Annotated in this window: 14 protein-coding genes; 5 read left to right on the top strand and 9 right to left on the bottom strand. The window is 59.1% G+C overall.

The features are described 5' to 3' along the window. Positions 1–15 precede the first annotated feature (15 nt). The 5 genes from HDE78_RS08545 to HDE78_RS08525 form a co-directional block, all read right to left on the bottom strand. Entirely contained in the window at positions 16–669 is a 654-nt protein-coding gene (locus HDE78_RS08545) for a Pr6Pr family membrane protein (RefSeq protein WP_179478228.1), read from the bottom strand. A 10-nt stretch (positions 670–679) separates the two neighbouring features. Then, the gene (gene ubiE / locus HDE78_RS08540) at positions 680–1447 is read right to left on the bottom strand and encodes a bifunctional demethylmenaquinone methyltransferase/2-methoxy-6-polyprenyl-1,4-benzoquinol methylase UbiE (protein WP_179478226.1); all 768 of its coding nucleotides are present in this window, start codon (positions 1445–1447) and stop codon (positions 680–682) included. 117 nt (positions 1448–1564) lie between these two features. After that, the gene (plsB, locus tag HDE78_RS08535; protein ID WP_179478224.1) at positions 1565–4264 is read right to left on the bottom strand and encodes a glycerol-3-phosphate 1-O-acyltransferase PlsB; all 2700 of its coding nucleotides are present in this window, start codon (positions 4262–4264) and stop codon (positions 1565–1567) included. Between the two features lie 25 nt (positions 4265–4289). Then, positions 4290–5288, bottom strand: coding sequence for a hypothetical protein (locus HDE78_RS08530; protein ID WP_179478215.1), 999 nt, complete (start codon positions 5286–5288; stop codon positions 4290–4292). Between the two features lie 294 nt (positions 5289–5582). Continuing rightward, the gene (locus tag HDE78_RS08525; protein WP_179478213.1) at positions 5583–6479 is read right to left on the bottom strand and encodes an HAD family acid phosphatase; all 897 of its coding nucleotides are present in this window, start codon (positions 6477–6479) and stop codon (positions 5583–5585) included. Positions 6480–6600: 121 nt separating this feature from the next. Here HDE78_RS08525 and HDE78_RS08520 point away from each other — a divergent pair, with 121 nt between their 5' ends. The 3 genes from HDE78_RS08520 to HDE78_RS08510 all read left to right on the top strand — a co-directional run bounded on the left by HDE78_RS08520 (position 6601) and on the right by HDE78_RS08510 (position 14720). Then, on the top strand, positions 6601–7632 hold the full coding sequence (locus tag HDE78_RS08520; RefSeq protein WP_179478211.1) for a hypothetical protein: 1032 nt from the start codon (positions 6601–6603) through the stop codon (positions 7630–7632). Positions 7633–8212: 580 nt separating this feature from the next. After that, positions 8213–11113: a TonB-dependent receptor gene (locus HDE78_RS08515; protein ID WP_179478209.1), complete on the top strand. Its 2901-nt coding sequence runs from the start codon at positions 8213–8215 to the stop codon at positions 11111–11113. Between the two features lie 709 nt (positions 11114–11822). Then, entirely contained in the window at positions 11823–14720 is a 2898-nt protein-coding gene (locus HDE78_RS08510) for a TonB-dependent receptor (protein WP_179478207.1), read from the top strand. Between the two features lie 132 nt (positions 14721–14852). On the opposite strand, the gene HDE78_RS08505 is transcribed toward HDE78_RS08510, so the two are convergent. The 3 genes from HDE78_RS08505 to HDE78_RS08495 form a co-directional block, all read right to left on the bottom strand. After that, positions 14853–16442, bottom strand: coding sequence for a sulfotransferase (locus HDE78_RS08505; RefSeq protein ID WP_179478205.1), 1590 nt, complete (start codon positions 16440–16442; stop codon positions 14853–14855). Positions 16443–16689: 247 nt separating this feature from the next. Next, positions 16690–18270, bottom strand: a complete 1581-nt coding sequence (locus tag HDE78_RS08500) for a sulfotransferase (RefSeq protein WP_179478203.1) — start codon at positions 18268–18270, stop codon at positions 16690–16692. Between the two features lie 91 nt (positions 18271–18361). Beyond that, the gene (locus tag HDE78_RS08495; protein WP_179478201.1) at positions 18362–20341 is read right to left on the bottom strand and encodes a UvrD-helicase domain-containing protein; all 1980 of its coding nucleotides are present in this window, start codon (positions 20339–20341) and stop codon (positions 18362–18364) included. A 232-nt stretch (positions 20342–20573) separates the two neighbouring features. Between HDE78_RS08495 and HDE78_RS08490 the strand changes: the two genes are divergently transcribed. Together HDE78_RS08490 and HDE78_RS08485 are read left to right on the top strand one after the other, a co-directional pair. Then, a complete protein-coding gene (locus HDE78_RS08490) occupies positions 20574–21200 on the top strand; it encodes a thymidine kinase (RefSeq protein WP_179478199.1) in 627 nt (208 codons plus the stop codon). A 47-nt stretch (positions 21201–21247) separates the two neighbouring features. After that, positions 21248–22015, top strand: a complete 768-nt coding sequence (locus tag HDE78_RS08485) for a hypothetical protein (protein ID WP_179478197.1) — start codon at positions 21248–21250, stop codon at positions 22013–22015. Between the two features lie 145 nt (positions 22016–22160). Here the strand turns inward: HDE78_RS08485 and mutM are convergent, their stop codons facing one another. Beyond that, positions 22161–22988, bottom strand: coding sequence for a bifunctional DNA-formamidopyrimidine glycosylase/DNA-(apurinic or apyrimidinic site) lyase (gene mutM, locus HDE78_RS08480; RefSeq protein WP_179478195.1), 828 nt, complete (start codon positions 22986–22988; stop codon positions 22161–22163). Positions 22989–22991 lie beyond the last annotated feature (3 nt).

Here is a 22991-nt window from a genome sequence, read left to right as displayed (position 1 = left end):
ATCGATAGTCGATGATCAGCGCTCGAATGCTTTCGACATACGGCGGGCCTGCCGCCTTGCGACTGCCACCAGCACCAGCGCCACGGCGACGAAGGCCAGCAGTATCGCTACCGCGTTGATCAGCACCTGCAGATAGCCGAGCTTTGGTACATCGAGAAACGGATACGGGTACGAGCCGTTCAGCGCGCCGCGTGCCAGCGCATAGACGAAATAGGCGGTCGGATAGATCTGCCAGGCGCCGACCTGGCGCCAGCGCAACGATGCCTTGGGTATGACCAGCCACCAGTGCAGCAAAAACAGCAGCGGCATGACGTCGTGCAACAGCACGTCCGCCAGCAGATGCCATCCCTGCGGATGCCACAGCTGGCGCAGCAGAAGGTTGTAGATGATGCTTACGATGACGATGCTCATCGCAGTCATCGAGTGGACGTCTGGACGTCCAAAGAATCGGCTTGTCGAACCGCGCGGGCCGAGCGCCGACGCGCTCAGCGCCAGGGCAACCAATACATTCGTGGTAATCGTGAAATAACCGATCCATTGCCACAGCGCGGCCGGCACGCTACGGTCATGATCGATCGCGAGTTGAATCGTGAGAATCAGCTGCAGGATCAGCGCGTACCAGCCGAGCAGGGCGGCGGTCGTCGAAAACGCCCTGGTGCGGTTCGCCATCGGCGTCGGCTCAGAGCTTGTACGCCCGATGGATGGCTACGATGCCGCCGCTGAGGTTGCGCACTTCCACGCGGCCGTAGCCGGCGCGTTCCATCATGCCCTTCAGGGTCTGCTGATCGGGGTGCTTGCGAATCGACTCGGCCAGATATTGGTAGCTGTGGGCGTCGCCGGCAAACAGCTGGCCGAGCTTGGGCAGCACCTTGAACGAGTGGAAGTCGTAGAGTTTGCCGAACAGCTCGCTCTGCACCTTGGAGAATTCCAGCACCAGCAGCCGACCGCCGGGCTTGAGCACGCGCAAGATGTCAGCCAGCGCCTTGTCCTTGTCGGTCACGTTGCGCAGGCCGAAGGCCATAGTCACCGCGTCGAACGAGTTGTCGGGAAACGGCAGCGCCTCGGCGTTGAGCTGGGTCCAGCGCAGGCCGCTGACCAGGCCGCGATCGGTCAAACGGTCGCGGCCGACGCCGAGCATGGCGGCGTTGATATCGCCGACCACCACTTCACCGGTCTCGCCGATCACCGGCTTCAGCAGCGCGGCGATATCGCCGGTGCCGCCGGCCAGATCCAGCACGCGATCACCGCGGCGCACGCCGCTGACGGCGACGAAATGGCGTTTCCACAACCGATGGATGCCGAACGACATCAGGTCGTTCATCAGATCGTAACTGCGCGCGACCGAGGTGAATACCTCGCCGACCAGTTTTTGCTTTTCGCCGACGGGTACGTCGCGGAAGCCGAAATGAGTGGTGGAATCGGTGCTGGGTTTGGGCTGCTCGTTCATGCCGGCAATGCTACAGGAATGGGGCGTGACGGGGCCTGTGTTGAAGGTCGCGTCGGGTGGCGGCTCGTGAAAGCCGTCGTGGCTGCATGTTGGGTTTCGCCTTTGTCTCAACCCAACCTACGAAGAAGTTTGGTCGTGGTGATGTTCGTGCTTGTGATGTTCGGTGGCGACATGGCGATCGTGCAGGTCGGCGCTGGAAGCGTCGGTGAGTACGGGTTCGGCGGTCGGCCGGGCTCCGGCATCGACGGGGTCGGCGAGCAGCGCGGGCGAGACCGGCGCTGTGGCTTCTTCCTCGTCATCGAGCCTGCTGCCGGCGGCGGCGTCCTTCTCGTTGTTGCCAGGGGTAATCTTGAGAATCGAGTGGCGCACTTCGCGCGACAGGATCACGCGCGCGTCGCGCACCATGCCTTCGAGCGCGACATCGTAATCGAGCTTGCCGGCGTCGTCGGTCCACACCACGCGGCGTTCGCGCAGCTTCTGGATGAAGCCGCGGAACAGCGCCTTGTCGAAGAACTCCGGTGAGGACAGTTCCTGCAGCAGGCTCAGCCGCTGTGCGGTCAGTGTGCATGCGCTTTCCAGCTCGGCGCTGGTCAGCGTGTGCGGGCCGTTCTTGGTCAGCGCCGCGATGGTGATGTAGTAACGCTCGAAGGCCTGGATCAGGCTGCGTGCGATCACCTTCAGCTGGAACGCGCCGTCGTCCTGACCGGCGCTGCGCTCGAGCACGCGACCGTCGCCGCTGGATTCGAGCAGGCCACGGCGCACGAAGAAATCGATGGTGTCCTGCAGCTGCGCGCCAAAGCCGTCGTCGTCCCACGGCAAGAACAGCTCGCCCTGGATGAACGGATAAATGATGCGGCCCAGCCGCAGCACCGACGCGCGCGACATGCGGCGGTTGTTGAGGAAGCAGCAGGCGACCCAGGCGGCCGCCGCGTTGAGGTGCAGCACGTTGTTGCGGAAGTAGCTGAGCATCGGCGCCTGCTCGGCGCTGACCGTCAGCACGTCGCCCAGCGGATGCTTCACGCGGGCGATCCAGCCCATCTGCTCGCCGTAGGCGATCATGCCAGCCGGGTTCATCGGCGTCATCGTGATGCGATCGGAATACGGCAGCTCTTCCATCAGCGACTTGCTCAGCGCCAGCTGCTCCAGCAGGTCGCTTTCGGCCATCGCGTGCTTGGGCGTGGCCAGCAGGGCGAGCGCCAGCAGATTGATCGGATTGATGTCCGCCGCGCGATTGACGTTGACCTGGATTTTTTCGGCCAGCCCGTCGACCACCTTGCGCAGCCAGTCCGGTTTGGCATCCGGGTCCAGCGTGGTTTCGCGCCAGTCGGGGCTGGCGGCATCGAGCATCGGGTTCAGTTCGATCGGCTCGCCGAAGTTCAAGGCCACGTGGCCATAGCGCTGGCGCAATACCTTGAGTCCGCGGATCAGGCCGATCAGCGATTCCTTTTCCTTTTTCTTGCCGCTGAGTTCGCCAGCGTACGACTTGCCCTCCATCAGCTTTTCGTAGCCGATGTAGACCGGCTGAAACAGCACCGGCCGGCGCGGCGCGCGCAGGAACGCGCGCACCGTCATCGAGAGCAGGCCGGCGTGCGGCGTCAGCAGGCGGCCGGTGCGCGAGCGGCCGCCTTCGATGAAGTATTCGATCGGCACGCCGCGGTCGATCAGCTGAGCCATGTATTCCTTGAACACTACCGAGTACAGCGGGTTGCCGGTAAAGCTGCGGCGCATGAAGAACGCGCCGCCGCGGCGCAGGATCAGTCCGACGATCGGCAGGTCCAGATTCACGCCGGCGGCGATGTGCGGCACTACCACGCCCGACACGTGCAGCTGGTAGGACATCAGCAGATAGTCGGCGTGGCTGCGGTGGCTGGGCACGTAGATCACCTCGAAGCCGGGCGCTGCGGCGCGCGCCTTGTCGAAGTGATGCATCGAGATGCCGTCGTACAGCTTGTTCCAGAAGTTGGACAGCAAGAATGACGCCGATCGCACGACCGGATGCGCGTAGTCGGCGGCGATTTCCATCACCATCTTCTGCGCTTTCTGCCAGGCCTTGGCGTGCGTGATCTTTTCCTTGGCCGCCGTGGCGGCAATTGCCGCGCGCACGGGTTCGGCATTGAGCACCGAGTCGACCACCGTGCGGCGATGCGACAGATCGGGGCCGATCACCGTGGCACGGATGCGATGGAAATGCGTGCGCAATACGCGGGCGATCTTGCGGGTGAGGCGCTCCGGCGCGATCTGGCCGGCTTCGTCCATGACGCTGCGCAGCGAGATCGGCGCCGAAAAGGTCACCACCGTGTCGCGGCCATTGAGCAGCAACGCCAGCAGCCGGTGAAAGCGCCCGACCATGACCCAGTTTTCCGAGAACAGCACGCGGAACCAGCCGGAGTCGCGCGTCGGTGCGCGGCCGACGTAGATCGACACCGGAACAATCTGGATATCGCGGTCGGGCACGCCCTCCAGCGAGCGCACCAGCTGCGCCAGCGGTTCGTTGGGGCTGCCCTTTTGATGACGCCCGAAGATCCAGCCCTCGCGGCGCGTGAGCGCGAACACCGAACGCTTGCGCCGGGTGCCGGCGAGCGACTGCATCGGGTTGGGCAGGCCGGCCTCCAGGCAGGCGCGCTGAAGAATCAGTGCGTCGGACAGGCTGTCGCGTTCGATCACGTAGCAGACCGGCGCGCCAGCCTGCAGCAGAGCGGCAGGCTCGGCCGGGTCACGCCGGATGCGCACCCACGGCTGCAGCAGCTGACCGGCCAGGTGGAACCACCACGGGGCGCGTTGGCGAGCGGGATGATCCGCGCTGGACATAGTTTGCATCCGACTATTCTAACGGCTGCGCTGATTAGTCTTTTGTTGGCGCGCTGCCGGCACCTGCCGAGGCGGGCGCAAGGGCGCTTGTGCCGCTGGCCACCGGGCTGAATGGTGCACTGGTAGCCGCTACCGCCGGAGCCGATGCGGCGCTCGCGGGTTGGCTTAAACGCTGGTGAGCTTGCCGGACGTTGTCAACCATGTCCTCGCTGTACCAGCGGTTGTCCACCTGCACCAGCTTGGATTCGCTCGACAGCGGCTTGCCCAGCAGGGTGTAGTCAATCTTGACCCGCGCGTGGCCGTTGCTGTTTTCAAGCTCGGTTACCTTGATCGAATCCAGTGTGTCGTCCACCGACAGGCCATAGTTCACCAGCAGCTGTTTCAAGCCGGCGTAGCCGATCGCGTACTTGGTCATCGTGGTATCGAAATTCATCGCGCGCAGTTGATCGGCGCTTTTCAGATCCAGCTTGCGCGCGGTGTCCACCGCAATACTCACCGTCTGCTTCGCCTTCGCCGCGTCGAACCACGGCGCCTGCTGCGCCCACGGCCCGAGCACATCAAGTGCGGCGTTGACCTGGGTCTTCTGCTCGGCGGTGACGCTTTTACTCTGCGCCACGGCGTTTTTCATCATCGCCTCGCCGACGCTGATCAGTACCGGAATCTGATCCTTGTATTTCGATTCCATCATGGCCAGCTTCGGCTGCAGCTCGGCATACAGCTTGTTTTCGGCGTCCGGCCCGGTGAGCTGCTGCATGGTGTCGTTGAAGCGGGCGCGGTCCTGATCGGTAACCGGCGGCTGCATCTTCTGCTGAGTGGCCCAGTCGGTGCGCAAGGTTGCGTAGTCGGCCGGCGGTAGCGCGTGCTTCCACAGGCCGTTGAAATCGCCGCTCTTGATCAGCTCGACCGAACTTTGCACCGCCGATTCCGGCGTGCTGCCGCCAGGCTGCGACGGATCGTCCTTGCTGTGGCAGGCCGTCAGAGCCAGCGCCGAAAACAGCGGCAGCAAGGCGTAGCGAAGGGTCGGTACTCGCATGGTGACGTTTCTCGCAGGGAGCTGGGCCGAAGGGCGGCGCCGGACCGGTCAGGGTAGAGGCCGGCATGGTGCTGAGCAAGGGCGGCACGAAGGATTTTGCGGCATCACAAAAAGAAAACCCCGCGGACCGAAGTCTCGCAGGGAAATCCGGCAGAGCCGGAAGGAAATGGCCTTGCCTGCAAAGCGCGTTGGTCAGCAGGTGTCGGCGGAGAGATATTAGCCGCCGATTGAACTTAAGGCAACGCTTTTCTTTAGTTAAATAAGTTATTGAATAAATTGACTTTTAAATAGAGCTTATTGATAGCGCAGTGCATCCAGCTTTTGCTGCCGCCGCTGATCGCGCGGGCTGCCGTAGTCGTTGTTGAACAGCGCCGGCTCCCATGAACCGTAAGTAGGGTTGGGCAGCACGAACCAGCGCGTGCCGATCCACGGCAGATAACGAGCTACCGTCTGGCGACGCGCGGCGACCGTATTGGTAGAGACATCCAGAAAATCGCCCAGCTGATCGCCGAACTGCATCAGTACGCGATAGCGGCGGCTGACCAACTGCCGACGGCAGCCTTTTTCGCTGCCGGCCTGCTCGCATCCATCGACCACCGTGCCGAGTCCCAGAAACGCATCCGGTCCGCTGACCGGGAAACCTGCCTGGCGCAGATTGCGCAGGGTGACCTCATCCAGATCCTTCGCTCGATTGGAGATGTAGATCACCGCCACGCCGTGGCTGGCCGCGAACCGGGTGAACTCGACCGCACCGGGCAGCGCCCTTGCCCTGGCCTCCCGACACCATGCGGCCCAATCGGCCTCATTGAACTCGCCGCCGCTCTTGATTACGCGCGCCTGATACGGCGAATTGTCCAGCACGGTTTCGTCGATATCCAGGATCACCGCGGGCGGCAGATGCTCGAAAGCGCCAACCCGATCGGTCTTGCTCAGCGCATCCCATTCGGCGTCGTGCACGGCCGGCAGCAGGCGCGCTTCGGCGTCGCGATAGGTTTGCAGATAGATAAGGTCGTGCTCGACCGCGGTCTGGCTCCACGCGACGGCGTTGAGATTGTCATCCGCGGGAACTGTCGCGGTCGATACCGCCGGTGCTGGGGTCGCGAGGGAAGAATGCTCCGCTTGCTTCGGCGCGCCAGCGCAGCCGGTCAGCAGGGCCATGGCCAGTGCAACGTTAGAGAGGCGCAGGGCCATGAGAATCCTTGAACAATCCGTCGGCGAGCGTGCCAGTTTACGACAGCCGACGATCCAGGCTGGCAGGGTCGTCCGCGTACTGACAGACTGCAGGCTCCGCATTATCTTCCGGTGCCATGACATGAACTCTCTGTCGTCCGATCTGCGCGAGCCGTCGCCCGCGATCGTCACCACCAGCTACGTTCTCGCCGCTGTCGCGCTGGGCGTGATTCTCGGACTGCATATGCTGTCGGCCTTGTTGGCCGGGCTGCTCGTCTACGAACTGGTCAACTCGATGTCGCCGCTGTTCGGCAGGCGGATCTCAGGCGCGCGCGCGCGGGTCATCGTGGTTGCCGCGCTGGGGGTGATCGTGGTGGGGCTACTGATCCTGCTGATTCTGGGCGCCATCAGCCTGTTTCGCACCGAGATCGGCAATCCCGAATTGCTGTGGCAGCAGCAGCTGATGCCGCTGGTGGAAAAAGCGCGCCAGCAGCTGCCCACGGTTATAACCAGTCATCTGCCCGACAGCGTGGACGACCTGCGCGTCGGTGCCGTCGACTTGGCGCGCAAGCACGCCGAGACGCTGCAGATTGCCGGTAAGGGCGCGGCGCGAGCCTTCGCGCATATTCTCATCGGCCTGGTGCTCGGGGCGATCGTAGCGCTGAGCCGAACCCGGCCCGCGCACCAGGTCGGGCCGCTGGCCGCAGCCCTGAGCCTGCGCTGCCAGCGGCTGGCCGAGGCGTTTCACAACATCGTCTTCGCGCAGGTCAAGATTTCGCTGATCAACACGATTTGCACTGCGATATTTTTGCTCGGCGTTCTACCTATTCTCGGCATCCACGTGCCGCTGGCCAAGACGCTGGTGGTGCTGACCTTCGTGGTCGGCCTGCTGCCGGTCATCGGCAATCTCTTATCCAACACGGCCGTCACCATCGCTGCTCTTTCCGTTTCGCTAGGCGTCGGTATCGCGGCGCTGGTTTTTCTGATCGTCATCCACAAGCTGGAGTACTTCCTCAACGCCCGCATCGTCGGTACGCAGATTCATGCGCGCGCCTGGGAGCTGCTGATCGCCATGCTCGTGATGGAGGCCGCCTTCGGCCTGGCCGGCGTCATCGCTGCGCCGATTTATTACGCGTATTTGAAATGCGAGCTTGAGGCGCGGCGGTTGATCTAAATCGATGGATCTAAGTGGCCGAAGCGATTGGTTTTTTAAGTTGATTTAATTCGGCACCCATTGATTTCCTGACGCATTTTTAGAAGCTCAACGATCAGGATCTCTCACTCTCAGCGATCAAACTCTCTCTGTGCCCATCACACACAGAAGCGTTGGTAGCGATGCTTTTGCCATCGAAGTGCCGTTGGTCTAGCGGAGGGCGAAATTTGCACTCAGCCAACGTTCTACAGCAAAGCGCAAGCAATTGAAGTCTTGCTCGGAATATCGTAATTCCATTCAAGAAACAGCAATATTTTGTGATTCTGTGGCTACGAAGACAGCAAGAAATAACTTGCACTTAGGAAAATCATGAAATTACGATTTGGCCGTCTATACGTCTAAATATTACGACTATAAAATGAGTCATTATGTCGCGGCATTCCAGATTTGTTAAAAACAAAAAACGCTGATAAACAGTTATGCCAGGGAAAAGACAAAGACTACCTTCTAGTCGCACGACGCGACTCTTGGGAAGCTTTGGACCACCACGGCAATAGGATGGTCGTATTTCGACAACGCTCGGTTTTCTAGGGGAATAAGAATGCTTAAACGCAAGCTAGTTGTTGCGGTGATGGCCGGATTGGCCGTAGGTTTCGTGTCAGTAGCGCAGGCGAATTCCACCTCTTCGGCCACGGCTCCTGCGAGTCAGTCGAACACAGCGCCATCGGATGCGAACCAGCCGGCTTCCGGTCAATCCACGCAGGATCAGACTCAGGACACGGGGCAATCGGCCCAACCTACGCCAGAACAGAAGAAGGCCAAACGCCTCGATGAGGTGGTGGTCAGCGGAACGCTGATCAACAATGCACAAATTCAGACCGCAACGCCGACCTACACGATTACCGCCGCAGATATCCAGTCGCACGGATTCAACAGCGTCCAGCAGGTTCTGCAGAGCGCGGTGCAAGCGACAGGTTCGGTACAAGGTCCGCAACAAAGCGGCGGCTTCACTCAAGGCGCTCAGACGGTCAGCCTGTATGGCTTGAACCCCGAATACACGCTGACCCTGATCGATGGCAAGCCTATCAGCCAGTTTGGACAGCTGTACAACGGCAGCAGCAACTTCACCAATATTTCCAATATCCCCATTTCGATCATCGATCACATCGACATCATTCCCGGCGGCGGTTCTTCGATCTACGGTTCTGCCGCCATCGCTGGCGTCATCAATATCGTCACCAAGGAACATATGGATGGTGCCGAAGTGACGGTTCGTACTGGTAACTACGACGGCGGCGGCGCCGCGGAGCAGCGTATCGCCTTTGCGTTTGGCCACGACTTTGGCAACCTCAATGTGCTCGGTGCGCTGGAGTTCAACAACCAGTCGACACTCTGGGCCTACCAGCGCTCGTTCACGGCGACGAGTAAAAATCCCTCGGCAGTTGGCCTCATTGCAGACTACGGCTCGATCGAGAACGGTACCTACACGGGCAACGAGCTGGGTTATGTCAGCCCACCGAATGGCTGCGGCGCCATGAGCGGATTGTTCAATGGCAGCACCTATCAGACCGCGTCTAGCGTGGCCACCCGCACAGGGACTTTCTGTGGCTCCAAGGACGTGCTGGGTTACACCACGCTGCAAAACCAGAGCCGCAGTTACGACGGACTGCTGAAACTGAAGTACGACATCAACGACAAGGTTCGTCTGTACAGCGATATTCTGGTCGATTGGCAGGGCCAAAAATTGACGCCGGGCTCCGATTTCAATTTCTGGGGTCCAATAGATCAACAATATGGTGGTTACATCGAGGATGCAAAGACCACCGATATTCTCTATCCGGAACGTGTTTTCGCGCCCGAGGAAGTCGGTAACAACTACTACAACCAGTTGGGTCGGCAGGACGATCTAATGTACCAGGCCGATCTGGGAGCCAAGGGGCAGTTCGGCGAGTCGAACTGGGATTGGGATGTGTATTTTCTGCGTTCCGGTGACCGCACCACTACGAGTACGCCAGAGCGTCTGGCCTCGGCCGTGGATGGCTATTTCAACAGCATTTTCGGGCCTTCGCAGGGAGTCGATCCCAATACCGGGCTGAACAAATACAACCCGAACTACGCGGCCTTCTTCACTCCGCTGACACCGGCGCAGTACGCCAGCTTTTCGCAAAATATCAGCGGCTCCAGCAACACCTGGGTCAACAATACGCGGGCCACGGTCAGCAACGATGCGCTGTTCGCCCTGCCGGGCGGCAACGCAGGTTTCGCGTTCCTGGTCGAAGGGGGCGGGCAGGCCTGGTACGAGCCGCTTAATCCGTTAATTGCCAATGGCGATATCTGGGGTCTTACTGGCACTGGCGGTGGCGGCACGCGCAGCCACTACGGTACCGCCTCCGAATTGAATCTGCCGTTGTTCAAGGAGCTGACGCTGGATCTTTCCGCGCGCTATGACCACTACAAGGTCAGCGGCGGTACCAATGGCAAATTCACCTATAAGGCGGGTCTGGAGTACCGACCATTTGAAACCTTGTTGCTGCGCGGGAACTACGCAACCTCGTTCCTGGCGCCGGATATGGCTGCGCTATTCCTAGGGCCCAGCGGCAACTTTCAGGACGTGACCGACTATTACTTGTGCGCAACGCAGGGCGGTAACCAGGGCTGTCAGGCAAATTACGAAGAGCAAGTGAACGGTACGCTCTACGCGAATAAGCAGCTCAAGCCCACGACAGCTACAAGCTGGACCGGAGGTTTCGTGTGGGCTCCGGTCGATCGTGCGAGCTTGAGTGTCGACTATCTGCATATCGCTATCGTTAACGAGGTGGCGCCACAATCCGCGGATCTGCTGATGAGACAGGACGCACAGTGCCTACTTAGCCAGCTTCCGGCCGGCTCTCCTATTTGTACGGCCGCACTGGCGCAGGTCACGCGTGATCCCCTTACGGGTCAGGTCACCAATATCGCTCAGTACTACGTTAACGTTTCCAACGAAGTAACCGACTCGCTTACAGCCGAGGCCAAGTACAAGTTCGACCGCACATCGTTCGGGCAGTTCGGTCTGCAGTTCGATTACAACGACATGCTGAAGCACTCTTACCAGATATATCCTGGCAGCCTGCCAATCAACCAGCTAACTAACCCACTCTACAGTTCAGAGTTCAAGACCATCTTCAGCGGCGCTCTTAGCTGGTCGCTGAATGACAGCTGGTCCAGCACGCTGTACGGCCATCGCTATAGCCCCACGCCGAATTACACCGCGTTGGTGGACGGTGCCGGCTACCCGGGGGCTGGTCGAGTTGCACCCTGGATCACATGGAACTGGAGCCTGACCTACACGCCGATCAAGGGATTGGACCTGTCGCTATTGGTCAATAACGTGTTCAATAAGATGCCGCCGAACGATCCGACGTACTCCAGCTTTCCGTACTACAACACGCAGAACTACAACGTGTACGGACGTGAAGTCATGGCACAGGTCGACTGGAAATTTGGTGGTGCGCAGAACTGAGTCAAGGCGAAGATCAAGTGTCTCTATAACGGGCCCTACATGGGCCCGTTTCTCTTCGTGGCCAAGCTTCTTCTAAATCGTCTTGACCCTGCTGCCAGTGACTTGTGAGTTTTGCAATGCCGCCAGTTCGCCACTTTGATGTCTCTTGGCGTTGCCGCGAACACTGGTAGCCATGGGCTACATGGTTTGGCAGCCCACCTCCTAAATTTCTAAAGGTGTCCGAAACAAATCGGTATCAAAAAATCACTTCGCTATCGTGGTCATTTAGCTAAGTCTTTTCTCTATAGAACACCTTTCCAACCGTGGTGCCAACGCCAGGTAGCAGGCATGCGCTTGCTCAGTTCGGCGTCGACGTCCCTCAGGTGCCGCGCTTGCAACACGTCTCGCCGACCTTTGCCTCCTGGCCTTCACCCCTTGAAGATCCTAACGATCGGTTAACTCGCCGAACTTCGATTTCTTCGCGCGTAGGCGTAAGAAAACCCCCTTAGCCATCCAAGTGCCGCGACGCGATATCGTTAAGATGGTCTTACGAATTGCGTAAATAATTGTTGCGATTTTTTCCGCCTCCATGATATTACTTAACACGTCATGAACTTAGATAAGTAAGAAATGGCAGTTAACGCGGCTGCAGATCTGTGCAGACGCCGAGCTCTATGAAGGTAAGTTGATATTTTTTAACAAGTTAATGACTCTGAGGGGAGTTTGAAAGATGATCAAGTCAAAAATGGCTGTCGCCATTGTGACCGCGCTTACACTTGTTTACAGCTCCACGCACGCGCAGTCGACGCCCGAGACCGATCAAACGGGTACATCGCAGCAAAATACGGACAGCGCACCAAGCTCGAAAAAGGCCAAAAAGCTTGACGAGGTCACCGTTACGGGCTCGCTAATCCCGCAGAGTCAGATCGAAACGGCTCAGCCCATCACGACGATTACTGCGCAGGACATCAAAGCCAAGGGTTTCACTACGGTGGCCGAGGCGCTGCAGGCAACCTCTTTCGCGGTAGGCAGCGTGCAGGGACAGCAAAACACGAACTCGTTCACCAACGGTGCCGAAACACTGAGCTTGTTCGGTCTGCCCGTCGGATTTACCAAGTACCTGATTGATGGCCGCCCAATGGGCAATTTTCCGGGCTTGTACAACGGCAGCGATACATTCAACAGCATTAGCGGCATCCCTGCCGATCTGGTCGATCACATCGATATATTGCCGGGTGGTCAATCTTCGCTTTATGGGTCGGATGCCATAGCGGGCGTCATCAATATCGTTCTTAAGAAGCATGTCGATGCACCAACGCTGGATTTGCGCTACGGATGGAGCAAGGACGGAGGTGCTGCGGATCGTCGTGTCAGTTTTGCTGACAGCTTCAGCGCTGGAAAATTCAACTCCCTGATAGGCATCCAATTTGAGAGTACCCAGCCACTGTGGACTCAAGACCGTTCGGTAACCAGTCATTATTTCACTCAGGGTACAAGCCCGGCAGTAGCCCAGCGTGACAGCGTTGTTGTTAACGCAGGCGGCGCTGATCCCGCAGGTTACCTGTTCTTGGATCCGTCAAATTGCGGCACCTCAGCGGGGCTTTTCGACGGCACGCTAGCAAAACAACATCGAGCCGGAAAGGGCGATTATTGCGGCACGTTTAGCCCCCCGAACGGAACGATCAAAAACGGTACGAAAACGGCGAATCTCTATACGCACAATACTTTCGACGTGAGTGATAACCTGCAGTTGTATGGCGACCTGCTCTACAACTACTCAGAAGAAAAGTCCACCACTGGCACAGGCACCTCTTTCTGGAGCAACCTCTACGCTGCGCCCGGTGGCTATTTCTATGATGATAGAAGCAAGGACTTGATTTCGGTCCAGCATATTTTTTCGCCGGAAGAAGTTGGCGGCTATGCGAATACCATGAATTCTCAGACGGAGAATTCCTACATGCTTACCCTGGGTGGCAAGGGCACTTTCGGACAATCCAACTGGGACTACGATTTGGGCTTTACTCATTCGGACGACCATCTGATCAATCGTGATTTTCAACGATTCACCGGGCCGTTAGAGACATACTATAAAAATCACGTACTGGGCGCGCAGATGGGCACCTACTACGGCTACCCAATATTTGAGCCAACATACGAAAATCTGTATAAACCGGTATCGCAGGCGGATTACGCAAGTTTCACTGGCTACACGGACAACCGTGCCAAGACATGGGACAACCTTGTCCGCGGGCAGTTGACTAACGCCTCGCTGTTTACTTTACCGGGTGGCGATGCCGGTGTCGCTGTGGTGGTGGAGGGTGGAAACGAAGGTTGGAATTCGTCCCCCGATCCGCGTTTGCTGGAAACCATTTCCGATGTTTACGACAATGGCAACCAAGATCCGTATGTTTGGGGCAACAGCGCAGTACCGGGTGCTGGTCATCGCTCACGCGTGGCGGCAACTACTGAGTTCCGGGCGCCGCTGTTCAGCCAGTTGACTCTGGACGTGTCTGGTCGTTACGACAAGTACAACGTTAATCCCCAGGACTTTAGCCACAAAACCTACAATATTGGCCTCGAATATCGTCCCTTTGACACTTTGCTTTTGCGTGGTCGGTACGGAACAGCTTTCAAGGCGCCAACGCTGTCGGATGAGTTCCAAGGCAAGAGCGGTTATTTCAGCACTGTCCCCGACTATCTCAACTGCGGTCGCCTGGGATTCAATCCCGCCAACATAACAAGCTGCACCACGCCATATGACAACGAGCAGTTCAACGGCCTGACTTATGGCAACCCGGCGTTGAAGCCCATCACGGCGAAAGTCTGGAGTTATGGTTTTGTCTGGGCTCCAATTGAGCGCATGTCGCTCAGCGTGGACTATTTGCACTTCGACATTAATAATGAAGTCGCACAGTTGAGTGCTAGCCAGCTTTCCAATACCGAGTACTTGTGCGATATCGGAACGCTTGACCCGGCTTCCGGTACATGCGCGCAGGCATTTTCAGCCATAACCCGCGGTCCCGGTAAAACGGTCGACGTTAATGGCGTGCCTACACAGCTTCTGGGTCAGATCACTAACATCTCGACGCCAAAACTGAATGTGGCCAACGAGCAGGTCAATGCAATCACGGCGGCCTTCAACTACGCATATGACTTCGGGAACTTCGGGCGCCTGAGTTACAACATGTCCTACTCGAATGAGTTGAAGCATGATTATCAGGATTTCATCACCGATCCCAAATTGGACGAGCTTCGTCACCCCAACTTCAGCACCGATTTCAAAACCAAAGTCAATGCTTCGCTTACTTGGTCGAAAGGCGACTGGAGCAGCACGGTATACGTCAATCGCTACGGGCGTACGCCGAATTATCTGGCTCAGTTGAATGATAACTATACGGCAAAGGGCGCCGGCAAGTTGGGCGCCTGGATTCTCTGGAATGCCAGCGTTACTTACACCCCAGTGAAGAATCTGGATCTGTCGCTGCTCGTGAACAATGTATTCAACAAAATGCCGCCAGTAGATCACAGCTATCCCGGTCTAACCGCGCAGCCCTACAATACGCTTGATTACAACGTTTATGGCCGAGCTATGTTCCTGGAGGCAAATTACAAATTCGGTTCCAATTAATCTGATTTGGTGAAGGCTTGAAAGTAAAAAAGAGCCCCGTTTTTACGGGGCTCTTTTTTATTAACATTAACGGAATGTCCATTTATCCGATCCAAGCCAAAATTCTAGCAATAGAACTCTAATGTGCTGTCGTTACGACGTTTCAGTAGCAACGCCGGCGTTCTCCAGCAGCTCCTGCAAAGCATCCAGTTGCGCGCCATATTTTTTCCAGCGATTCAAAGCGCTTCGGTAAATAGGTGCACGCACCTGCACTGCGCTGGCGGTGGCGATCGGTGACGGATTTTTCTCGAACCGGAGACAGCGCTCGTCCCACGGTAAACCGCAGAACTCGATAAGCCGCCTTGAATGAAGTTCCTGCGAGTCAACCAGTTCTTCGTATTGCACTTCCATGATGCGTCCGGGTAAAACGCGCTGCCAATGCGCCATCAATCGATCAAAGAGAACGTAGTATCTGCCCACGTCCAATAGATCGAATGAATAATCGAAGAAGGGCGATTTGGGCGCAAAGAGCTGGCGGAAATTACTGAGGCAGGTATCCATCGGGTTGCGTCGTAGGCAAACGATCTTTGCGTCGGGCAGCGCTTGGGCGATAAATCCGGCGTATAGAAAATTATGCGGAAGCTTGTCGATAAATTGCGGTTTCTGCCCAGTGCTTGGACGCGTGCTCGATAGATACATCTCGCCCAGTTTCGCCCAGTCGATATCGGCGGCGGCCTGGATCACCTCGGCATCGATAAGGGTCGCAGAATGGCTATTTGAAAAATGTCGGAAGGACATGGCAAAGTTGAGAAGCTCACCCGCCGATTGCACATATGGGTGGCTGGAAATGATCCGCTCTACCAGCGTGGTGCCGCTGCGTGGCATGCCGATGATGAATATCGGCTCGCTGGTCGCGTGGCCGCCAGAGGCAACGACGGGCACTTGGACAGAATCGGTAATTGCAGCAAAGATGGCTTCGTCGCGATGAATGGAATAGTCGCGCCCCGCACCGGCAGCTGTTTTTCCTCTCACAAGGTGGTCCAGCGCCTCCGGATAGCAGGCCAGGTCCTCGTACTCTTTCGAGAGCGCCAGGTGCAGACAGGTAAGCGCGGAAGTATCGCTGTTGGTCTGGCCAATGCCTGACAGAAGCGAGACCAAGCGCTCCACGTGATTTGCATCTGGTGTCTGGCGCCTTAGCTGTGCAAGCGTCAGATGCGCGCGCCAGTAATTCGGATTCAGGGAAAGACAAGCATCGAGTTCTACTTCGGCGTCGTCGATGTCACCGGCCGCGACCAAGGCTGTGGCGAGGTTGTATCGATAAGGAGCGTGGTTCGGTGCAAGCGCAACGACCTTGCGGAAAGTGGATGCCGCAGATTCGTAGCTGCCGATCTGCGAATAAATGACACCAAGCGTATCGAGTGACAGATGATCCATAGAATCCAGCGACGATGCATGGTCGGCAGCGACCTTTGCCTCGCGGTTCCGATTCGCGACGGTCAGTGCCTTGGCAAACTGAACGGCGTATTCGGCGCGCATAGGCTCCAAGGCCGATGCGCGGCGCAGGCATTCTATGGCCTGGGGTATTCGCTGTAGCTCAAGGTTCGAGATCCCCGCGATGTAATAACCCCCGGGATGACGAGGAGCCAGAGGCAGTAGCTCCGCCGCCATATCCAGTGCGGCGCCCCATTCGCGCTGATTGAATAGCCTGGTTAGCTGCGAGTACAGCGCGTCGGGATTGGTCATGGCTGCTCAAATCTGGACTTGTTCCGGAGAGGCTGTTTCAGCGCCGCCAGATGCACAGTGTCCATGTTTCGAAGCGTCTTTGAAACCGAATTCAGTGGAAAAATGCAATATCCGACTGCTTAAGTAAATCGAGCAAATCGGCCATCTTGGGTTGGTAATGTTTACAGCGATCAATGGATGTTGAGTAAAGCGGCTCGCGCACCTGGAAAACCATCTTGCATCTTGCGAGTTTCCCCTTGCAACGCGATCAAACGGAGAAATCGACACCAGCCTCAACCAGCAGTTTTTTTAAAGCTTCTGCCTGCGTTTCGTAGCTTTTCCAGCGCGTCAGCGAAGATCGATAGATTGGACGTCTTACCTGAAGCGAACTGAACGTGGCGACAGGTGCAGGATTGTTCTCGAAACTCAGGCAGGTGTCGTCCCAAGGCAGTGCGCAGAACTCCAGCATCTGACGTGAAGTTGCTTCCAGGTCATTCACCAAGTCTTCATAATGAATTTCCAGGATGCGTCCGGGAAAGGCTTGCTGCCAGTGTGCCATCAACTGCCGGAACTTGAGATAGTAGCGGCCGGTATCCAGAAGATCGGCGGAGTAATCGAAAGTCGACGTGGATCTGTCGAAGAGCTGACGAAAATTGCTGATACAGGTGTCCATCGGGTTCCGTCGCACGCAGATGATTTTGGCGTTGGGAAGTGCTTTGGCGATAAACCCGGCGTAGAGAAAATTATGTGGAAGTTTATCGACAAAGTACATCTCATCACGATTGAGAGGGCGGGCGTGATTAAGGTAGTCGTCGCCAAGCGATTGCCAGTCGAGATTTTCCGCGGCGGCTGCCATTTTTTCGTATGAATGAAGAAATGAGCCGCCATTACCTGAGGCACGCTGAAGCGCCATCGCAAAATTCTGCAATTCACCGGCGGAGTAAACGTCCTGATGACTGGTAAGGATGCGCTCGGCCAACGAGGTACCCGAACGAGGCATGCCCATGATGAAAATGGGTTCTTTCGTCGGATGGCCAGCAGTTACCGATTCCGTGATCGGAAAAGCACGCATCAGGTTGTCGAACATTGACGCATCGCGCGCCGACGAATAGGGGCGGCTGCGTTTCAGCGCGGCCTTTCCGAGCGAGAGATGGTCGAACGCCTTCTGGTAGTCCGAAAGGTCTTCGTACTCCTTGGCCAGCGCCATGTTGAGGTGAATTCCTGCTTCCACATCGGCGGGGTTCAGCGCCATCAGCGAGCGCAGGGCCTTAATGTGATTTTGCTCGGGCGTTTGCCGTGTGATATGCGCCAGTGACAGATGCGCTTGCCAATAGCGTGCATCTGTGGCGATGGTTTTCTGCAACTCGGACTCCGCTGCATCCACGCAGCCGAGCGCTATAAGCGAAGTGGCAAGATTGAAGTGCAGCGAAGCTTTGGCCGGAGCGATGTTTATCGCCTGCTCGAACGCCTCGACCGCCTTGCCGTGTGCCTGCGCCTTGGCAAAAATGATTCCCAGAGTGTCCAGCGTGGCGGGATCGTCGGGGGACAAAGATAGCGCTCTCTCGGCGGCTGTTCGCGCCTTATTCCACTGGCCTGTGGCCGAGAGGGCCTTGGCATGAAGCGTTGCGAAATCGGCTCTTGTCGGGTCAATGGCGCTCGCGCGTTCCAGATATTCCGTAGCTTGATCCATTTGCTGCAACTCCATGCATGCGACGCCGGCGATGCCATAGACGCCAGCGTGATTTTGAGCGACGGGGAGCAGCTTGGAGGCGAGCGTATCTGCGTCCCGCCATCGCCCTGCGCGAAAGGCTGTTACAAGCTCTGCGTAGAGTTCAGATGGATTGATCATTTGGACTCACCGGTGCTCCGATTGCACAGTCCGATCGATGCTGGCATTTGTGGATGCCGCTTGATAGTAAGGATTATCATGCTGGCGGCAGTCATCCACCCGCCAGCATTGCCGCAATTTTCGCCATATGCGATTGCGCCGTTTCGCGGGTGACTTCCTTATCCGCTTCGGGATCTTTGCCTTGCCAGTGCAGGTCGACTTGCGGCAGTTCCTGCAGGAAGCGGCTGGGCTGGTTGCTGTAGACGTCGCCGTAGCGCTTGGTCTTGGCCGACCACGAGAGGGTGAGGAGTTCCTTGGCGCGGGTAATGCCGACGTACATCAGGCGACGCTCTTCGTCGATGCGGCCTTCGTCGATGGCGCCTTCGTGCGGCAGGGTGCCGTCCTCGCAGCCGACGATGAAGACGAAGCGAAACTCCAACCCCTTGGCCGAATGCAGGGTCATCATGCGTACGGCGTTGCCCGGTTCGTCGCGATCAGCGTGGCTGAGCAGGGCGAGCTGGGCGGCGAGGTCACCCGCGCTGTTGCCTTTCTGCATGGCGCGAAACCAGTCCGCAAGTTCTTTCAAATTGCCGAGCCGACGCTCGCGCAGGCTGGCGTCGGGCGTGCTGGCGATGATCTGCGCGGCATAGCCGGTGCGGGCCAGGATCAGCTCGACCAGATCGGCGGCGTTCTGATGCAGAGAAGCGCTGCGCAGTTCGTCGAGCAGGTTGGCGAACGAGGCCAGCGCGGCGGCCGGGCGCGGCGTGAGCTGGCGTAGCACGCTGTCGCTGCGGGTGGCGTCGAGCAGCGACGTCTGCCGGCTTTGCGCAAGCTGGCCGAGTTTTTCCAGCGTGGTCGAGCCGATCTCGCGCTTGGGCACGTTGACCACGCGCAGGAACGCTGCGTCGTCGCTGGGGTTGGTCAGCAGGCGCAGGTAGCACATCACGTCCTTCACCTCGGCCCGGTCGAGAAAGCTCAGCGCGCCGGTGAGGTGATAGGGAATGCGCGCCAGGCGAAAAGCTTTTTCCAGCGGACGCGCCTGGAAGTTGCCGCGGTAGAGGATGGCGATGTCGTGCCAGCGCGCCTTGTACTTTTCCGCCAGCGTGGTGGCGATCGCGGCGACGCGCTCGGCCTCGTGCTCGGCCTCCTTGCATTCCAGTACGCGGATCGGTGGCCCTTCGGGATGCTCGCTCCACAGTTTCTTTTCGTGCAGGTGCGGGTTGTTGGCGATCAGCTGGTTGGCCGCGCGCAGGATGCGCTTGCCGCAGCGGTAGTTCTGCTCCAGCTTGATCACGCGCAGGTTGGGCCAGTCGCGGCCGAGCTGGTCGATGTTCTCGGGGTTGGCGCCGCGCCAGGCGTAGATGGACTGATCGTCGTCGCCGACGCAGGTGATGCCGCCGCGCTCGCCGGTAAGCGCCTTCAACAGGCGGTACTGGGCGTCGTTGGTGTCCTGGTATTCGTCGACCAGCAGGTAACGCAGGCGCTCCTGCCAGGTCGCGCGGCATTCGGCGTCGCTCTCCAGGATGCGCAGCGGCAGCCGTATCAGGTCGTCGAAATCCACCGCGTTGAAGGCCGCCAGCCGCTGCTGGTACATGTCATAGATGGTGGCCGCCTCCAGCTCGCGCGCGCTGCGCGCGGCGGCCAGCGCTTCTGCCGGCGACAGGCCGCCGTTCTTGGCGCGGCCGAGCAGGTTACGGATGCCGAAGAGCACGTCGTTCTTCGCACCCTTGGGCGCCAGCTCCTTGACGATGGCGCCGCTGTCGTCCGAGTCGAGTACCGAAAAGCCCCGGCGCAGGCCGGCGCGGGCGTGCTCGATCTGCAGAAACTTCAGACCCAGCGCATGGAAGGTGCACACGGTCAGCGCCTGTGCGTCATCGGCGCTGACCAGCTGACCGACACGCTCGCGCATCTCGCGGGCGGCCTTGTTGGTGAAGGTGATCGCAGCGATTTTCGAGGCGCTGAGGCCCCTGCGCGCGATCAGCCAGGCGATTTTCTGGGTGATCACCGAGGTCTTGCCGGACCCGGCGCCAGCCAGCACCAGAAGCGGGCTGTCGCAGTGTTCGACGGCGGCCAGTTGTTGCGGATTGAGCATGGTGGGATACGTGGCGTGGGCTGGTGATGGTAGCAAAGGGCGGGGGTGGAGCAGGGGCGAGGGATGAGTAGCGAGGGCGCCCGTTGTTGCTGTTGGTCATTCATCAGCCCCCTGCGGGTGCAGAACAGACCGAGCTGGCCAAACTAGTCTCTCGTCTCTCGCCCCTGCTCCGGCACCCAACGCGCACCCGTCTCCGCGCTACCATGCCCGTCCGACCGTCCGACGCGTGCCCATGGCCAAGCTCTATTTCTACTATTCGGCGATGAATGCCGGCAAGACCACCTCGCTGCTGCAGAGCGCGTACAACTATCACGAGCGCGGCATGCGCACGTTGATTCTTACGCCGGCGCTGGACAATCGTTACGGCGAGGGCGTGGTGGCGTCGCGCATCGGTCTGAAGGCGCAGGCCCGGCGCTTTGGCAGCAAGGAAAATCTGCTTGCTCTGGTCGAGGCCGACGTCGCCGCCAACGGTGCCCTGCATTGTGTCTTCGTCGATGAAGCGCAATTTTTGACGCGCGCGCAGGTCTGGCAGATCAGCGACGTGGTCGATCGGCTGACGATTCCGGTGCTGGCATTCGGCCTGCGCACCGATTTCCGCGGCGAGCTGTTCGAAGGCAGCCAATATCTGCTGGCCTGGGCGGACAACCTCGAGGAGATCAAGACCATCTGCCATACCGGCCGCAAGGCCACCATGGTGGTGCGGGTGGACGAACACGGCCGCGCGGTAAAAGATGGCCCGCAGGTTGAGATTGGCGGCAACGAACGCTATGTCTCGGTCAGCCGCGCCGAATTCAAGAAAATCAGCGAGGGCAGCGCCAGTATCGAGCTGCAGCAGACGGTATTGCCGCTGAACGACTAGTGCGCTGCGCACGTCACCCGAACACGAACCATGACCAGGAAACCCGCATGAGCCAACCGATCATCATCCCCGCCTGGCAGCGCCCGCACTGGCAGCCCAGCGACGAGGAGGTCCTTCTGCAGTTCTACGTGTTCGGCAAGTTCGAGGCAGTGCGTGTGCCTTCGGCGGATTACGGCAGTCCGGGCCTGCCCGCCGGCATCGAGGCGGTGAACCACAATCACGCCAGCCTGCGCCAGTGGGAGGGCTATCCGCTGAAGGGCGGCATGGGCCGCATGTTCAAGGACGATGCGCCCGATGCGTACAAGCTCGCGGTGGACTCGCCCGAGGTGATGGTCGTACGCGGTACGCTCGCGGACAGCGAGGCGACCGGCTACCTGCGCGACACCTTCGGCGTGCTGGCTGGCCTGCTCGATATCGGCGGCGTGGCGATTCTCGATCCGCAGACCCTGAGCTTGCTCGACGCCGATGCGTGGCGGCGCCGTTTCCTCGTGCGCGATGGCGCGCCGATCCGTAACCATGTGCTGATCATGCGCGACGCGGAGTCCGAGCCGGATCATTCATGGATCCATACCCGCGGCATGCGCAAGTTCGGTCGGCCCGACATCAGCATCCGCGGCGTGCCGGATGCGCTGAGCAATCACGCGGGCATCCTCTGCGAGAAGCTGGTCGAACTCGAGGCGCTGGGCGCGCATTTCGTCGATGGTCAGGTGCTCGAAATCGACGGTCTGGGTGCCAGCGTAGTCGCGCAGCTGGGCGGCGGCCTGGATGACGAGGACTTCAACAATACGTTTGTCGAGTTTGAGTGGCCTGAGTAGAGAAGAGCAGGGGCAAGGGATGAGTAGCGAGGGGGTATCAGTTTATGCCGCGGCGGGATTGGTCCATTGAGGCAATTATTCATCTGTCGAAATGCGCGCGTTCTTACTAACCCCTCGCCCCTAATCCCTCAACCCTTTTTTACCTTCACTTCTGACAGCGCGGACACCAGAACGTCGACCGCTGCCCAAGCACCGCCTGTTTGATCGGCGTGCCACATACCTTGCATGGTTCGCCGGCGCGACCGTAGACGTTGAGCTCGCGGAAAAAATAGCCGGGCGCGCCGTCGGGGTTGAGAAAATCGCGCAGGGTCGTGCCGCCGCGTTCGATCGCCCAGGCCAGAATGCGTTTGACCTCGGCGGCGAGCGACGCGTAGCGCTCGCGCGACACCTTGCCCGCGGCGCGGCGCGGGTCGATGCCGGCGGCGAACAAGGCTTCGCTGGCGTAGATATTGCCTACGCCGACGACGTTGGCGTTATCCATCAAGAACAATTTCACCGCGGCAGTGCGTCCGCGCGCGCCGCGCCACAGCGTGTCGCCGTCGAACGCGTCGGTCAGCGGTTCCGGTCCTAGTGTCGCCAATAGCGGGTGCAGTTCGCCAAACGGCTGCCACAGCAGACTGCCGAAGCGGCGCGGGTCGGTAAACCGCAGCACGCGGCCGCGCTGTTCGGCGGTGCCTTCAAGCACGATGTCGACGTGGTCGTGCTTGCCGATCGGCGCTTCGGGCGGCAGCACGCGCAGCATGCCCGACATGCCCAGGTGCAGCATCGCGCTGCCGGCTGCGGTGTGGATCAGCAGATATTTGGCGCGCCGCTCGACGCTTTCGATCACCTGCCCCGGAAGTCGCTCGCTGATTTCCGAGGGAATCGGCCAGCGCAGGTCGTTGCGACGCAGCGTCACTGCCGCGATGCGTCGACCGGCCAGATGCGGCTCGATACCGCGTCGGGTGGTTTCGACTTCGGGCAGTTCAGGCACGCA

The sequence above is a fragment of the Rhodanobacter sp. K2T2 genome, from assembly GCF_013408815.1.
In the GTDB taxonomy this organism is placed as follows: Bacteria; Pseudomonadota; Gammaproteobacteria; order Xanthomonadales; family Rhodanobacteraceae; genus Rhodanobacter.
This window is presented reverse-complemented; position numbering and strand designations above follow the sequence as displayed.